The following is a 14,054-nucleotide window of genomic DNA, read 5'->3' as shown; positions in this document are numbered from 1 at the left end:
CGGGCGAGAATAGGCGTATGAGTGCGCCCGAAAAGATCCCGAACGCCGGTAAGAAGGCGAAGGACCTCAACGAGGTCATCCGCTACACCCTGTGGTCTGTCTTCAAGCTGCGCGACGTTCTGCCCGAGGACCGCGCCGGCTACGCCGACGAGGTCCAGGAGCTGTTCGACCAGCTCGCCGCCAAGGACATCACGATCCGCGGCACGTACGACCTCTCCGGTCTGCGCGCCGACGCCGACGTGATGATCTGGTGGCACGCCGAGACGAGCGACGAGCTCCAGGAGGCGTACAGCCTCTTCCGCCGCACCAAGCTGGGCCGCGCTCTGGAGCCGGTCTGGTCGAACATGGCGCTGCACCGCCCCGCCGAGTTCAACAAGTCGCACATCCCGGCCTTCCTGGCCGACGAGACCCCCCGCGACTACGTCTCGGTGTATCCCTTCGTGCGCTCCTACGACTGGTACCTGCTGCCGGACGAGGACCGTCGCCGCATGCTCGCCGACCACGGCAAGATGGCCCGCGGCTACCCCGACGTCCGCGCCAACACCGTCGCCTCCTTCTCGCTCGGCGACTACGAGTGGATCCTCGCCTTCGAGGCCGACGAGCTGCACCGCATCGTCGACCTCATGCGCCACCTGCGCGCCTCCGAGGCCCGGATGCACGTCCGCGAAGAGGTCCCCTTCTACACCGGTCGCCGCAAGAGCGTCGCCGACCTGGTGGCGGGCCTGGCCTGACGGCCGTACGAACCCGGTGGCGGCCCGGCTCCAGGCCGGGCGCGCCACCCACCGACCCGGAAGGTCAGACGGCAGGCGGACCACACGTGCCTGCCGCTCCAGCGACACCGGGTCCGGCTCCGGGTGCGGCGCGCATGACGCGCGCCGCACCGGCGTCATTTCCGGGGCCCTTCGCCGGCCCCCCTCATGACCGGCCCTCTCGCGGATGTCCTTGCTACGGCCGTCGCCGGGTGTCCTGTCCCCGGAAGGCCGCGCGGAGCTCCGGCTCCAGGACGGCGGGGCCGCGCGTCGCCAGGGCGGCGAGCGGATCGGCGGCGGAGAGGCCCGAGAGCAGCCGCTGCCCGGCCGGTGAGGCCCAGCGCGTGTACGGGTACCGCTCGACCAGGCCGATCAGCAGGCAGAGCCCCGACGCCAGCAGCGGCAGCGTGAACGCGGCGACCACCAGGGCCCGGTCGGCGGCCGGGACGAGCAGAGCCGCGGCCGTCCCGAGCACCAGGCTCAGCAGGAAGCCCGCCTTCACCGCCCGCAGCCCCTCCGCGACCTCCCGGCGGCCCGCCACCGGCACCGCGAGCCCCCGGCCGACGAGACCGTCCTCGATGCGGCGCACCGAAGCGTCGGCGGCGACCACCGGACGCACGGAGGGGATGGGGCACTGCCCCGCGGGCCCGATGGCTCCGAGCACCGCGCGTTCCAGCTCGTCACGGCCCGGGGCGCCCGCGTCCACCACCGTCGCCCAGCCGGTGTGGGCGAGCAGCAGCCGCCGCCCCCGGTGCATCGACACCAGGGTCAGGTCGGTGACCCGGAGCGGACCGCCGGCCAGGTACGCGGCCTCGTGGAGGGTGAGTTCCGGGTCGGCTCCGGCACCCGGGTCCCCGGGGTCGGGCAGGGCCACGGCGAGCGTCGCGCGGCAGACCCGCGCGCAGCCGACCCCCGCCACGACACAGGCCACCAGGAGCAGGGGAACCCAGATCATGTCCGAGTTCTACGGGACGGCGGGCGCGTCCGCCACTCGAATGGCCGCGTCCGCCGTGTGCCCGAGCGGTCAGCCGCTGGAGCTGGAACACGAACTCCCGCTGGAACTCGAACACGAACTCCCGCTGGAGCTGGAGCACGAACTCCCGCTGGAGCTCGAACAAGAGCTGCCGCTGGAACCGGAACACGAACTGCCGCCCGAACCGCCGCCACAGCCGGAGCCGCCGCCCCCCGAGCAGGACCCGGACGAGCAGGACCCCGCGGAGCACGAGCTGCCGCCTCCTCCGCCGCCGCAGGAGCTGTTGTCCGCGCACCACGTGGTGGCCACCGCGAAGGCCGCCGCGTCCGACGAGGAGAACGAGGACGAGGACGAACGGTGCCCCCGGCCGCGGCGCCGCGGCTGCCCGTAAACCCGCGCGGCCGCGAGGAGTTGCTCGCGCAGCACCGGGTCGGGCAGCGCCCGCAGCCCGTGCAGCGCCACCAGGAGCCCGGCGTCCGCGAGATGACCGTGCCCGCGCCCGTAGGCCGACAGGGACCGGAGCCCGGCCGAGGTGATCGGCTTCGCCGAGAGCGCCCCGCACACGAGGGCCGTGACCCCGCACCCGAAGAGCAGCGGCAGCGTCTTCACGAAGAACGGCACCGACACGTCCGGGGACGTGGCGAAGTCCACGATCGTCAGGACCGCCGTGACCGGGAAGAGCAGGAACGCCGAGAAGCCCAGCACCCCGCACCACCGCAGGGTCGAACGGCGTGTCGCAGGGTCCACGATCAGCCCGCGCCCCGCGAGCCCGTCGCCGATCTCCTGCACCGCCGGGTGCCGCATCACGGCCATCCGCAGGTGGTGCAGCGCGCCGTGCGGAGCGGCGGCGTGCTCCTGGAGCACCGCGCGCTCCACCGGGTCGTACGCGGTGGACCGGACGACGGCCACGATGCCGGGGCCGCCGATGACGAGCCTGCCGTCCGCCTGGAGCGCGGCGAGCGCCGTGTCGACGACCCGGGCGGGTCCGCCGTTCAGGAAGGCCGCCTCGTACCGGTCGTGCACCGGCCCGCCGGAGCCGCCGCGCGACCGGACGACCCGCGTGACCAGCAGCGCGATGCCGGCGATCCCGGCCGCGTAGAGGACGAGGAGCAGAAGGTCCATGGTCATCTCCGTACGAGTGCGTGTCGGGCCGCCCGGACCAGCCGGGTCGCACGGCCGGGCGGCCGGCTGCCGGAACGGTCCTGCCACCACTCCGTGAGTCTCTGCCGCGCCTCCGCGTCCTCCGGACGGCCGGCGAGCAGCAGGTGCTCGGCGAAATCGAGCGCGTCCCGGCGGTAGCCACCGCTCATCGGCCGCGACCTGGCGTACGACAGGAACGCCGGCCGGAACCCCTTACCCAGGATCTCCGGCAGCTCCGGCGCCACCTTCGCCACCACACCGGCCCGCTTCGCCGCCAGGGCCCGGCTCTGCACCCCGATCCTCCGGCTGTCGAACCCCTCGGGCACCGGCGTCCCGGCCACCAGCGCCGACAGCAGCGAGGCCTGCGCCAGGCCGAGGCGCTGCCGGGCGTCACCACGCGGGGCGGGAACGGGAGCGGGTCCGGCGGGTGCCCCGACCGGGGCGGTGCTCGGCATCGGGCCGCCCGAGGCGCGGGCGCCGGCGCCGATGAGCAGCGGCGGCCGGGAGGCCGAGCCGGCGGGCGGGCGTGCGGGCACCGGCGGACGGGCGCCGTGCCGGTGGGCGGTGCCCACCCGTTCCGCCCCGGCGGAACGGGTGCCCACCGCCGTGCGGGCCCGGATCACGTTCAACTCCTCCGCGAGCTCCCCGGCCGGAGGGAAGTCGTCGTCACGCTCCAGCAGCACCCCCGGCGGGGACACCCGGGACGCGAGGTCCCCCAGGATGTCCAGGACCGCCCCCGGCACGGGATGCGCGTGGGTGTCGTGCCAGACCCCGTCCCGCTCGACACCGCCCGCCACGTGGACGTACGCGATGGCCTCGACCGGAAGCTCGGACAGGGCCTTCGCCGGGTCCTCGCCGCGGTTGACGTGGTTGGTGTGCAGGTTGGCGACGTCGACGAGCAGCCGGACCCCGGTGCGCTCGACGAGCTCCGCGAGGAACTGTCCCTCCGTCATCTCCTCGCCGGGCCAGGAGATGAGGGCCGCGATGTTCTCCAGGGCGAGCGGCACCGGAAGCGCGTCCTGCGCGATCCGGACGTTCTCGCAGAGCACGTCGAGCGCGTCGCGGGTCCGTGGCACCGGCAGCAGGTGGCCCGCTTCGAGCTGCGGCGTCGCGGTGAGCGGCCCCCCGGCCCGCACGAAGGCGATGTGCTCCGAGACGAGCGGCGCGCCGAGGGCCACCGCCTTCTCCCCGAGCGCGGCGAGCCGTGCCGGGTCCGGCCGGTCCGCGCCGCCGAGCCCCAGCGAGACGCCGTGCGGGACGACCGTCACGCCGCGCGCCCGCAGCCGGGCCAGCGAGTCGGGCAGGTGGTCGGCGCAGATGTTCTCCGCGACCACCTCGACCCAGTCGACGCCGGGCAGCGCCTCCACCGCCCCCGCGATCTCGGGACGCCAGCCGATGCCGATGCCGAGTTCCCTCATGTCCCCCTCCTTCGGTCCTCAGTCCCCCCGGTGATGACCCGGGCGGTGACGTTCGAACCCCACGAGGGGGACGTTCAGAGCTTCATTTGAGGTTCGGGAACGCGGACACCACCGTGCACGAGCCCGGCGCGATCTCCGTGAAGCCCGCGTCCCGGACCACCGGCAGCCCGCCGGCCGTCAGTTCGGCCCAGTCCGCGGCCGTCGCCGTCCGGACCGCGAGCGGGAAACCGGCCTCCTGCCACGCGGTGCGCCGGTCCTGCGACATCGCCCACCAGAGCAGCTGCGCGCCGTGCCCGGCCTGCGCCATCGTCTTGCCTGCCGACATGTCGAGCTCCGGGTTGAGCCAGAGCACCGCCGCCCCGTCCGGCACGGGGCCGGGCGCGGCCGGGTCGTCGAGGTCCGTGCCCGACACCTGGAGCTTGGCCAGCTCCTTGGGCCAGCCGTCGAGCGGGACCGGCGGGAAGACCCGTACCTCCGCCTCCGCGCCGTCGACCGTGATCCCCGGCAGCGCGGCCGCCTTCCGCCACTCGGCACCGCGCGCCCGGCGCACCACCTTGCGGATGCGGGCGTCCTGCCAGTCGGCGACGGCCTGTGCCCACTCGCCCTCGCCGAGGGAACGGTCGTCGGTCAGGATCTCCAGGACGGCCCGCGCGGCGGTCTCCAGCGCGTCGGTACGGGACGGCGGCGCGTCCTTCTCGATGCGGACCACCAGGGGGAGGACGAACTGGGGTTTCTCGTCGCGGAGATCGGTCTCGTTGCTGCTCACCCGGCAAGTCTGCCACTGCCGTGACGAGTGATTCTTGTGGGAATCATCGCTTCCGGGCCAGGATGCCCCTCATGAAGAGCGATCTTTTCGCCGGCGAACACCTCGCCGAGACGGCCGGCTTTCCGGGGATGACCCTCCAGAACGCCAAGTCGGTCAAGTACACCGTCAACGGTGAGATGCACGCCCGCCAGGGTTCGATGATCGCCTTCCGCGGCGACCTCCAGTTCGAGCGCAAGGGCCAGGGCATCGGCGGCCTCCTCAAGCGGGCCGTCACCGGCGAGGGCCTCGCGCTGATGGCCGTACGAGGGCAGGGCGAGGCCTGGTTCGCCCACGAGGCGCAGAACTGCTTCATCGTCGAGATCGAGCAGGGCGAGGCCTTCACCGTCAACGGCCGCAACGTGCTGTGCTTCGACGCGACCCTCCACTACGACATCAAGACCGTGAAGGGCGCCGGCATGACCGGCGGCGGCCTCTTCAACTCCGTCTTCTCCGGCTACGGCAAGATCGCCCTCATGTGCGAGGGCAGCCCCATCGTCATCCCCGTCACCCCGCAGGCCCCCGTCTTCGTCGACACCGACGCGGTCGTCGGCTGGAGCGAGCAGCTCCACACCTCCCTCCACCGCTCCCAGTCGCTCGGCTCGATGCTCCGCGGCGGCTCGGGCGAGGCGGTCCAGCTCAAGTTGGAGGGCCAGGGCTTCGTCGTGGTCCGGCCCAGCGAACTCACCCCGCAGAAGAACTCGTCCAGCTGAGACGGCGGGGAGCCGAGGGAGTCGAGGAGCGGGTGCCGGAGTGGACACGGGGATGAGGCTGGAGCGGGTCGGGCGGCGGCACGGTCCGCGCGGACCGTGGGTTCTGCGCGAGGTCGACCTCGCGCTCCCCGCCGCAGGCCTCGTCCGGATCGTCGGTGCCAACGGAACCGGCAAGTCCACGCTCCTCCGGCTCCTGGCCGGCATCGACGCCCCCACCGAGGGCCGCGTCATCGGGCGCCCCGCCCGCACCGCGTACGTCCCCGAGCGCTTCCCGGCGGCCCTGCCGTTCACGGCCGCCGACTACCTCGCGCACCTCGGCCGCGTCCAGGGCCTCGGCCGCGCGGCCGCCCGGACCCGCGCGGCGGCGTGGCTGGAACGTTTCGGCGCCGCCGGCCACGCCCGTACCCCCCTGGCCGAACTCTCCAAGGGCACCAGCCAGAAGGTCGCCGTCGCCCAGGCCCTCCTCGCCGAACCCGCCCTCCTCGTCCTCGACGAGGCCTGGACCGGGCTCGACACCGGCGCGCGCGCCGAGCTGGACACCGCCGTCCGTGAACGCCTCACGGCTGGCGCGACCGTCGTCTTCGTCGACCACGACCCGCGGCGGCTCGCGGGGGAGGCGGACGCGCTCCACGCCGTCGAGGCGAACCGGGTACGCCCGGTACGCGGAACGGCGGCGGCCCCCGTCCGCCGCCTCGTCCGCATCACCGCCTCCGGCGGCCGACCGCTCCCGGCCCGGCTCCCGGGCGACCCGGCCGCCGAACCCGCACCCGGCCACGACGGGCGGGCCGCACGCCGACCGCCGTTCGACCCGGGCACCCACCGCACGCCCGGCCACGACGGGCACGTCACGCACCCGGCCGCTCCGGGCGCCCTCGTCCTCACCGTCGACGCGGCGCGGTCCGACGCCCTCCTCGGCGCGCTGCTCGCGGAGGGCTGGCACATCGACCACCTCGAAAGCGAAGGCGTACGGGTATGACGGCGCTCCTGCGCTACCAGTCGGGCCTGCTGCTGCGCTCACAGCGCTGGCTGGCGCCGCTCCTCCTGTACGTGGCCGTCGTCGGCGTCGGCGTACGCGCCGGGGAACCCGTGCTCGGCGCCCTCGGCCTCACCGCCGCCGCCCTGCTGCCCGTCGCGGCCTGGTCGGTACGGATCTGCGTCACCCAGGAGCCGCTCGCCGCCCGCAACGTCGTCGCGGCCGCGGCGGGGCGGGGCCGCGCCCATCTCGCGGCGCTGCTCACCGGGGCCGCCTGGCCGGCGCTCGCCGGCATCGTGGCCGTCCTCGTGGTGACGGGGCTGAGCGACCGGCGGGGCGTCACCGTGCCCGCCGCCGTGTCCACCGGCGTCCTCGGCGCGCTCACCTGCGCCCTGACGGGCGCGGCCGTCGGCGCGCTGTCCTCCCGCCCTTTCCTGCCCGCCCCCGGCTGGTCCCTCACCGCACTGGTCCTGGGCTGCCTCCTGGCCCTGGTCACCACCGGCTCCCCCGCGAAGCACGCCATGACCGCCCTCGTCACCGGCGCCCGGACCGCCACCGCCCACCCGCCCGCCCTGGCCTGTGCGGGCGCCCTCGTCCTCGCGGCGGCCGCGGCGGCTCTCTCCAGCCGTGCCACGGCCCGCCTGGAGTGAACCCCGCGGCCGTCGGGCCCGACGGTTCGTCGTCGTCACCGGCTCACCGGCTCATGAGCTCGGAGACCTTCACGAAGCGGTATCCGCGGGCACGGAGTTCGGGGACGATGCGGCGGATGGCCCGCTCGGTGACGGGGGCGGCGCTGCGGGTGCAGTGCATGACGACGAGCGAGCCGGGGTGGACCTCGTCGAGGACCTGCTCGGCGACGGCGTCGGGGTCCTTGGCGAAGGCGTCGCCGCTGACGACGTCCCACTGGACGGCGGTGACACCGGTGGGGCCGAGCGCGCGGAGCGAGGCGTCGTCGTAGCAGCCGCCGGGAAAGCGGAAGTAGGGGACGACGTTCACGGCCCCGGCGTCGCGGAAGGCGTCGAACGCCCGCTGGACGTCGCTCGCCATGTCGGGCCCGGAGACCGTCGGCAGCCCGTAGCAGGGCGAGGCGAAGGCGTAGTGGCTGTAGGAGTGGTTCGCGATCTCGAAGCGCGGATCCCCGCCGATCGACTTCGCCTGCTCCGGGTACTCCTCCGCCCAGCGGCCCGTCATGAACACGGTGGCGTCCACCTTCAGCCGCCGCAGCGTCGCGATCAGCTCCGGATTGTCGAACCGTTCGCCCCGTGCCGCCCTCGGCCCCTGGTCGGCCGTCATGTCCGCGTCGAAGGTGAGCGCGACGACCTTCTCCGCCCCCTTCGCCCGCCGCGTGTACACGGGCGTGACCCCCCCGGGCCCCGGCGCCATGGTCGGCGGCGCGGTGGGCACGCGCGCGGGCTTGGGCCCGGCCGCCGCCGCACTCGCCCTGGGCGACGCGCTCCGCGACACGTCCGGGGCCTCCGCCCGGTGCGTCGGCCTCTCCGTGGCACCCCCGCCACAGCCGACGAGGGCGGCACTCAGAACTCCGAGCGCCGCCAACTTTCGTACAGAAATGTTCACGATCGGAAGTTATCCGATCAAAGTCTCTAACGCTCGCGACTCGACAGCAGCCCCCGAGTCCACGTACTGAGCCGACGCGCCCTCGCCCGCGGGTGCGCGGCCCGGTCCGCACGGGACGGCAGGACCGGTCACCCGCCGGCTTCGCTCACGTCCCCAGCAGTTTCCGGCGGCACCGGTCCACGTCGAAGTCACCCGGGGGGTAGGACGGGTCCAGGGCTTCCAGGTGTTCGAGGAGGAGTTTGCTGATCGCCCAGTTGCGGTACCACTTGCGGTCGGCGGGGACGACGTACCAGGGGGCGGTGTCCGTGGTGCAGCGTTCGAGGGCGAGGGCGTAGGCGTTCTGGTAGGCGGGCCAGAGGGCGCGTTCGTCGATGTCGCCGGGGGCGAACTTCCAGTGCTTGTCGGGGTTGTCCAGGCGTTCGAGGAGGCGGTCGCGCTGTTCCTCGTAGGAGAGGTGGAGGAAGACCTTGACGACGGTGACGCCGTCGTCGGCGAGCGAGGCCTCGAAGCGGTTGATCTCGTCGTAGCGGAGGTCGAGCCGGGGGCGGGGGACGAGGTCGCGGACGCGGGCGATGAGGACGTCCTCGTAGTGGGAGCGGTCGAAGATGCCGATCTCGCCGGGGAGCGGGAGGGCCTTCATGACGCGCCAGAGGAACGGGTGGCTCTGCTCCTCGGGGGTGGGGGCCTTGAAGGCGTGGATGCGGCAGCCGGACGGGTTGAAGAGGCCGATGACGTGCTTGACGGTGCCGCCCTTGCCGCTGGTGTCCATGCCCTGGAGCACGAGGAGGAGACGGCGGCGGTCGCCGGCGGTGCTGGAGGCGTAGAGGCGTTCCTGGAGGGAGGCGAGCCGCGGGGCGAGGGCGGCGGTCGCGGCGAGGCCGGCGGCCTTGTCGGTGGGGCCCGCCGGGGTGGCCGAGGCGTCGTAGGAGCCGAGGTCGATCCGCTCGCCCCCGGGGACGCGGAGCACGTCGCGCAGGACCGGTTCCCGGGGCCCGCGCGGCCCGGACCTGCTCTTCCCGCCGTTTTTCTTCGCCATCTCGTGCCCCTCACGCCGCGCTGTTCGTCCTTCCCCGATCCTGCGACGGAACTCCGGCGGCCGCACGCGCACGGGGCGCGGCCGCCGGGAACCGGGTCGGGTCAGTGCCAGGGGCCGGTGACCGCGAAGGTCGTGCCGGGGGTGTAGCAGTTGACGTACATGGTGCTTCGGTCGGGGGAGAAGGTGACGCCCGCGAACTCGCCCCATTCCGGGGCTTCCGGGGTGCCGATGTTCTGGGCGCCCCGGGCGAGGGCGTAGACGTCGCCGTGGCGGGTCACGCCGAAGACGTGCTGGGCGCCGTCGCCGTCCTCGCAGACCATGAGCCCGCCGGTGGGGGCGAGACAGATGTTGTCGGGGGACTCGCCGGGGAGCCGGAGGTCGGTGTCGGGGCCGAAGACGACGACGAGGGTGAGACGGCGTCTGCGGGGCTCGTACTTCCAGACCTGGCCGAAGTGGGTGGCGGCGGAGCCGTCCTTGAGGCGGGCGAAGGAGGAGACGAAGTAGACGGCGCGGCCGCCCCAGTAGCAGCCTTCGAGTTTCTGGGCGTGGGTGATGCCCTTCGGGCCGAAGTCCTGGAAGCGGATGGGCGTCTCGGTGGCGAGGGGGTCCGGTACGGGGACCCATTCGACGCCGTCGAAGCGGGCGCCGGCCTCCTGGACGGCGGAGAGGTCGTGGACGCCGGGGACGCGCATGGCCTCCAGGGCGCCGCCGGCGCGCAGGGAACCGGTGCCGCCGAGCGGCTTGTGCGGGAGGAAGCGGTAGAAGAGGCCGAAGGGACGGTCGAAGGCGTCCTCGGTCTCGTAGACGATGCCGTGTTCCGGGTCGACGGCGATCGCCTCGTGCTGGAAGCGGCCCATGGCGGTGAGGGGGACGGCCCCGGTGCGGCGGGGGTCGGCGCCGTCGACCTCGAAGATGAAGCCATGGTCCTTGGTGTAGCCGTTGGTCCCGGCCCGGTCCTCGGTCTCCTCGCAGGTCAGCCAGGTGTTCCAGGGGGTGGGGCCGCCGGCGCAGTTGACGGCGGTGCCGGCGATGGCGACGCGTTCGCCGAGGACGTTGTTGCGGCCGTCGAGTTCCAGGGCCGTACAGCCGCCCTTGGCGGCGGGGTCGTACGTGAGGCCGGGGACGGTCGGGACGCCGATCTTCCCGGTGACGCGGTTCTCGTGGTTGCGGACGAGGTGCACGCGGCCCCGGCGGCCGGGGAAGGCGCCCATGCCGTCGTGGTTGCCGGGGACCCGTCCTTCGCCGGAACGGAGCGGGTCGCCCTGCCGGGAGAGGACCTTGTAGCGGAAGCCGGCCGGCAGGTCGAGGAGCCCGGCCGGGTCGGGGACGAGGGGGCCGTAGCCGCCCCGGTTCCCCGCGGCGGCCGCGCTGCCGGCGAACAGTTCGGAGAGGGCGCCGGTGAAGGCGATCCCGGCGACGGACGCGCCGGTGCGGGAAAGGATCTGACGTCGCGTTGCGGACATGAGGCAACAACCCACTTCCTGTTGGCGGACAGACAGGTGGTGTGTGACGTGTGACCCGCATGTGTGTATCACGCACTGTCGTGACGCGTGAACCATGCGGGCCACAACTGCCTCGTGTGGCGCGTCTTCTGACCGGAGGTCAGATCAGGTCGGCGTCCAGGGTGATCGTCGTGCCGGTGAGCGCCTGGCTGACCGGGCAGTTCTTCTTCGCGTCCTCGGCGAGCGCCTTGAACTGGTCCGCGTCCAGGCCGGGGACCTCGCCGCGCACGGTCAGGTGGACGCCGGTGATCCCCTGGCCCGGCTGGAAGGTGACGTCGGCCTTGGTCTCCAGGCGGGTCGGCGCGTTGCCGGCCTTGGCCAGGCCGTTGGAGAAGGCCATGGAGAAGCAGGAGGAGTGCGCGGCGGCGATGAGCTCCTCGGGGCTCGTCTTGCCGTTCGGCTCCTCGGTGCGCGCGGGCCAGGAGACGTCGTACGAGCCGAGACCGGAGGAGTCGAGGGTGACGACGCCGGAACCCTTGAGGAGGTCGCCCTGCCAGACGGTGTGGGCGTGACGCACGGTGGCCATGGTGGATCCCTTTCGATCGGGTACGGCCCCCAAGCTACTGCGCGACGAGCCCCTTCGCGTCGCGGGCGAGCGCGGTGAGCCGGGATATCGCCCGGAAGTACTTCTTGCGGTAGCCGCCGTTCAGCATCTCGTCGCTGAAGAGCCTGTCGAAGGGGAGTCCGGAGGCGAGGACGGGTATCTCGCGGTCGTAGAGCCGGTCGGCGAGGACGACCAGGCGCAGCGCGGTCGACTGGTCGGGGACCGGCTGGACGTCGGTGAGGCAGACGGCGGTGAGGTCGCCGGTGAGCGCGCCGTACCGGCTCGGGTGAACCTTGGCCAGGTGTTCGAGCAGGTGCGGGAAGTCGTCGAGTGAGGCGCCGGGCGTCGCGTACGCGGTCTCGGTGACGACCTGGTCGGTGTACGGGGCCGGGGCTTCGGGCAGGCCGCGGTGGCGGTAGTCCTCGCCGTCGATCCGCAGCGGCATGAAGTGGGCGGAGAGGCCCTGGATCTCGCGGAGGAAGTCGGCGGCGGCGAAGCGGCCCTCGCCGAGCTTGCCGGGGAGCGTGTTGGAGGTGGCGGCGAGCGCCACGCCCGCCTCCACGAGCTTGGCGAGGAGGCTGGAGACGAGGACGGTGTCGCCCGGGTCGTCCAGCTCGAACTCGTCGATGCAGAGGAGGCGGTGCCCGCCGAGGGTCTTCACGGTCTGCTGGAAGCCGAGGGCGCCGACGAGGTTGGTCAGCTCGACGAAGGTGCCGAAAGCTTTCAGCGAGGGCTCCGCGGGGGTCGCGTGCCAGAGGGAGGCGAGCAGGTGGGTCTTGCCGACGCCGTATCCGCCGTCCAGGTAGACCCCGCGCGGGCCGGTGGGCGCGGCCGGCTTCCTGGCGAACCAGCGGCGCTTGCCGGCGCCGGAGGCGTGCGCTCCGCCCAGCCCCTCGGCGAAGGAGCTCAGTGCCTTGACGGCGTCCGCCTGGCTGGGCTGGTTCGGGTCCGGGAGGTACGTGTCGAAGCGTACGGAGTCGAACCGCGGCGGCGGCACCATCTCCGCGACGAGACGGTCGGCGGGGACGTGGGGCTCTCGGGAGCAGAGCGAGAGCGGGGCCGCCTCGGAGGAAGCGGCTTCGGTGAGGGCGCGGGTCGACACAGTTCCCCACTGTAATCGTCATGTCAGACTGCGAGGATGCGACGACTGCTCCCTGTGACGGACATGACAGCCGCCGAGACCGCCGCCGGTCCCGCCGTTGAGGGCGCCGGCGAGTGGTCGTTCGACGAGCTCGCCGACGCCTACGCGTACCCGGCGGGTGACGGTGTGTGGCTGCGGGCCAACATGGTCTCCTCGCTCGACGGCGCCGGCCAGCACGACGGGCGCTCCCAGCCGCTCTCCTCGGACACCGACATGCGGATCTTCGGCACCCTGCGGGGCCTCGCCGACGTGATCGTCGTGGGAGCGGAGACCGTACGCCTGGAGGGCTACCGCCCGGCCAGGGCGCGGGAGGTCTTCGCCGCCCGCCGGGCCGCCGCGGGGCAGGGCGAGGCTCCCGTGATCGCCGTCGTCAGCGCCTCCCTCGACCTCGACTTCTCGCTCCCCCTCTTCACCTCGCCGCTGGTGCCGACGCTGATCCTGACCGGGGCCGCGGCCCCCGCCGACCGGGTCGCCGCGGCCCGGGAGGCGGGCGCCGAGGTGCTGGTCGCGGGCGACGGGGCCGGGGTCGAGCCGGCCCGCGCGGTGGCGGCGCTGGCGGCGCGCGGCCTGCGCCGGCAGCTGACCGAGGGCGGGCCGAGGCTGCTCGGGCAGTTCGTGGCGGCGGGAGTCCTCGACGAGCTGTGCCTGACGGTCTCGCCGACCATGACGGCGGGGGGCGCCCAGCGGATCGCCGGAGGCCCCTCGGTGGCCGTCCCGACACGCTTCCAGGTGGCTTCCGTGCTGGAGCAGGACGGCTTCCTCTTCACCCGCTACCTTCGGATCTGACAATCGGCGGAATTTGTCGTTCCGCTTAGTGTCCGCTGGGCACACTTACTGTCGCAGACCCCGTGCGGGCACGGGGAAGGATGGTTTCCGCAGAAGGGCTCCTGAGGTGTTCACAAGCGTTCTGATGATCGAGAAGCCCCTGACGTCCGTCGACGTGGAATTCGTCACCACCCTGCACGGCGACGAGGGCGTGTCCTTCATCGTCCTCATGCAGCCGCGTGGTGACCAGGCCGATGTACTGCTGCGCGCCATCGACGACGTCGCCATGGGCGAACTGAAGGAAGCGACCCGAGAGGGCGAGGAACCGGAGGGCAGGGCGGCCAGGGTCCCGGCCGAGCAGGCCCTGGAGGTGTCGCTCCAGGCCCTGAGAGACGCAGGCTGTGAAGCGGTCGGCCAGGTCGTCGAGGACCACCCGCTCACCAAGATGAAGGCGGTGGTCGAGGAGGCGGCGGCCGACGAGGTGATCGTGCTCACCGCACCCCACTACGTGGAGGAGTTCTTCCACCGGGACTGGGCCTCCCGGGCCCGCCACAAGGTCGGCGTACCCGTCCTTAAGCTCTTCGCCCACAGCGACTGACCGCCCCGGCCGTGGGCGCGCCCCCGGGCGGGGGGGCGGGCCCCGCCCGGCCCCCCCGCCGGGGGGGGGGGGGGGCGGCCCTTATGGGGGGCCCTCCCGGGTGGGGGGGGACACAACGGCACCAG

General features: G+C 73.4%; 15 protein-coding genes. 6 read left to right on the top strand and 9 right to left on the bottom strand.

What is annotated here, in order from left to right; translation table 11 throughout:
• Positions 1-17: 17 nt before the first annotated feature.
• The gene (gene hemQ, locus AC067A_RS29200; protein ID WP_033207967.1) at positions 18-731 is read left to right on the top strand and encodes a hydrogen peroxide-dependent heme synthase; all 714 of its coding nucleotides are present in this window, start codon (positions 18-20) and stop codon (positions 729-731) included.
• Positions 732-945: 214 nt separating this feature from the next.
• Here hemQ and AC067A_RS29195 read toward each other — a convergent pair whose 3' ends face one another.
• The 4 genes from AC067A_RS29195 to AC067A_RS29180 form a co-directional block, all read right to left on the bottom strand.
• Positions 946-1,704, bottom strand: coding sequence for a TIGR04222 domain-containing membrane protein (locus AC067A_RS29195; RefSeq protein ID WP_479245477.1), 759 nt, complete (start codon positions 1,702-1,704; stop codon positions 946-948).
• 69 nt (positions 1,705-1,773) lie between these two features.
• On the bottom strand, positions 1,774-2,844 hold the full coding sequence (locus tag AC067A_RS29190; protein ID WP_479245476.1) for a TIGR04222 domain-containing membrane protein: 1,071 nt from the start codon (positions 2,842-2,844) through the stop codon (positions 1,774-1,776).
• Positions 2,845-2,846: 2 nt separating this feature from the next.
• Positions 2,847-4,280 carry an MbnB/TglH/ChrH family RiPP precursor modification enzyme gene (locus tag AC067A_RS29185; RefSeq protein ID WP_479245475.1) on the bottom strand — a complete coding sequence of 478 codons (1,434 nt, stop codon included), beginning with the start codon at positions 4,278-4,280 and terminating at the stop codon, positions 2,847-2,849.
• Positions 4,281-4,362: 82 nt separating this feature from the next.
• On the bottom strand, positions 4,363-5,046 hold the full coding sequence (locus AC067A_RS29180) for an aminoacyl-tRNA hydrolase (protein WP_479245474.1): 684 nt from the start codon (positions 5,044-5,046) through the stop codon (positions 4,363-4,365).
• A 71-nt stretch (positions 5,047-5,117) separates the two neighbouring features.
• Here AC067A_RS29180 and AC067A_RS29175 point away from each other — a divergent pair, with 71 nt between their 5' ends.
• The 3 genes from AC067A_RS29175 to AC067A_RS29165 are packed head-to-tail and all read left to right on the top strand — an operon-like array spanning position 5,118 to position 7,418.
• Positions 5,118-5,795 (top strand): AIM24 family protein, encoded by a 678-nt coding sequence (locus AC067A_RS29175; RefSeq protein ID WP_479245473.1) that lies wholly within the window; start codon positions 5,118-5,120, stop codon positions 5,793-5,795.
• Positions 5,796-5,847: 52 nt separating this feature from the next.
• Entirely contained in the window at positions 5,848-6,771 is a 924-nt protein-coding gene (locus tag AC067A_RS29170; protein ID WP_479245631.1) for an ABC transporter ATP-binding protein, read from the top strand.
• Positions 6,768-7,418 (top strand): ABC transporter, encoded by a 651-nt coding sequence (locus AC067A_RS29165; protein ID WP_479245472.1) that lies wholly within the window; start codon positions 6,768-6,770, stop codon positions 7,416-7,418. The genes AC067A_RS29170 and AC067A_RS29165 overlap by 4 nt, the downstream gene beginning before the upstream one ends.
• 43 nt (positions 7,419-7,461) lie before the next feature.
• Here AC067A_RS29165 and AC067A_RS29160 read toward each other — a convergent pair whose 3' ends face one another.
• From AC067A_RS29160 to zapE, 5 genes are all read right to left on the bottom strand, one after another.
• Positions 7,462-8,322, bottom strand: a complete 861-nt coding sequence (locus AC067A_RS29160) for a polysaccharide deacetylase family protein (protein WP_479245629.1) — start codon at positions 8,320-8,322, stop codon at positions 7,462-7,464.
• A gap of 166 nt (positions 8,323-8,488) precedes the next feature.
• Positions 8,489-9,379, bottom strand: a complete 891-nt coding sequence (locus AC067A_RS29155) for a PPK2 family polyphosphate kinase (RefSeq protein WP_479245471.1) — start codon at positions 9,377-9,379, stop codon at positions 8,489-8,491.
• Between the two features lie 101 nt (positions 9,380-9,480).
• Entirely contained in the window at positions 9,481-10,842 is a 1,362-nt protein-coding gene (locus AC067A_RS29150; protein ID WP_479245470.1) for an alkaline phosphatase PhoX, read from the bottom strand.
• Positions 10,843-10,981: 139 nt separating this feature from the next.
• Positions 10,982-11,407, bottom strand: a complete 426-nt coding sequence (locus AC067A_RS29145) for an OsmC family protein (RefSeq protein WP_479245469.1) — start codon at positions 11,405-11,407, stop codon at positions 10,982-10,984.
• Positions 11,408-11,441: 34 nt separating this feature from the next.
• Positions 11,442-12,527, bottom strand: a complete 1,086-nt coding sequence (zapE, locus tag AC067A_RS29140; protein WP_479245468.1) for a cell division protein ZapE — start codon at positions 12,525-12,527, stop codon at positions 11,442-11,444.
• Positions 12,528-12,563: 36 nt separating this feature from the next.
• Between zapE and AC067A_RS29135 the strand changes: the two genes are divergently transcribed.
• On the top strand, positions 12,564-13,352 hold the full coding sequence (locus AC067A_RS29135) for a pyrimidine reductase family protein (protein ID WP_479245467.1): 789 nt from the start codon (positions 12,564-12,566) through the stop codon (positions 13,350-13,352).
• 106 nt (positions 13,353-13,458) lie between these two features.
• Complete coding sequence (locus tag AC067A_RS29130; RefSeq protein ID WP_479245466.1) at positions 13,459-13,929, top strand: indole-3-glycerol phosphate synthase; 471 nt, start codon at positions 13,459-13,461, stop codon at positions 13,927-13,929.
• Positions 13,930-14,054: the final 125 nt, after the last annotated feature.

The sequence above is a fragment of the Streptomyces sp. NPDC043176 genome, from assembly GCF_056436715.1.
The sequence above is the reverse complement of the archived record's forward strand: the minus strand, read 5'-3'. Positions and strand labels throughout refer to the sequence as shown.

Bases quoted from the DNA above. Each gene is read 5' to 3' on its own strand.
- hemQ (WP_033207967.1), top strand. From the start codon at position 18: ATGAGTGCGCCCGAAAAGATCCCGAACGCCGGTAAGAAGGCGAAGGAC.
- AC067A_RS29195 (WP_479245477.1), bottom strand. From the start codon at position 1,704: ATGATCTGGGTTCCCCTGCTCCTGGTGGCCTGTGTCGTGGCGGGGGTC.
- AC067A_RS29190 (WP_479245476.1), bottom strand. From the start codon at position 2,844: ATGGACCTTCTGCTCCTCGTCCTCTACGCGGCCGGGATCGCCGGCATC.
- AC067A_RS29185 (WP_479245475.1), bottom strand. From the start codon at position 4,280: ATGAGGGAACTCGGCATCGGCATCGGCTGGCGTCCCGAGATCGCGGGG.
- AC067A_RS29175 (WP_479245473.1), top strand. From the start codon at position 5,118: ATGAAGAGCGATCTTTTCGCCGGCGAACACCTCGCCGAGACGGCCGGC.
- AC067A_RS29170 (WP_479245631.1), top strand. From the start codon at position 5,848: ATGAGGCTGGAGCGGGTCGGGCGGCGGCACGGTCCGCGCGGACCGTGG.
- AC067A_RS29165 (WP_479245472.1), top strand. From the start codon at position 6,768: ATGACGGCGCTCCTGCGCTACCAGTCGGGCCTGCTGCTGCGCTCACAG.
- AC067A_RS29155 (WP_479245471.1), bottom strand. From the start codon at position 9,379: ATGGCGAAGAAAAACGGCGGGAAGAGCAGGTCCGGGCCGCGCGGGCCC.
- AC067A_RS29150 (WP_479245470.1), bottom strand. From the start codon at position 10,842: ATGTCCGCAACGCGACGTCAGATCCTTTCCCGCACCGGCGCGTCCGTC.
- AC067A_RS29145 (WP_479245469.1), bottom strand. From the start codon at position 11,407: ATGGCCACCGTGCGTCACGCCCACACCGTCTGGCAGGGCGACCTCCTC.
- AC067A_RS29135 (WP_479245467.1), top strand. From the start codon at position 12,564: ATGCGACGACTGCTCCCTGTGACGGACATGACAGCCGCCGAGACCGCC.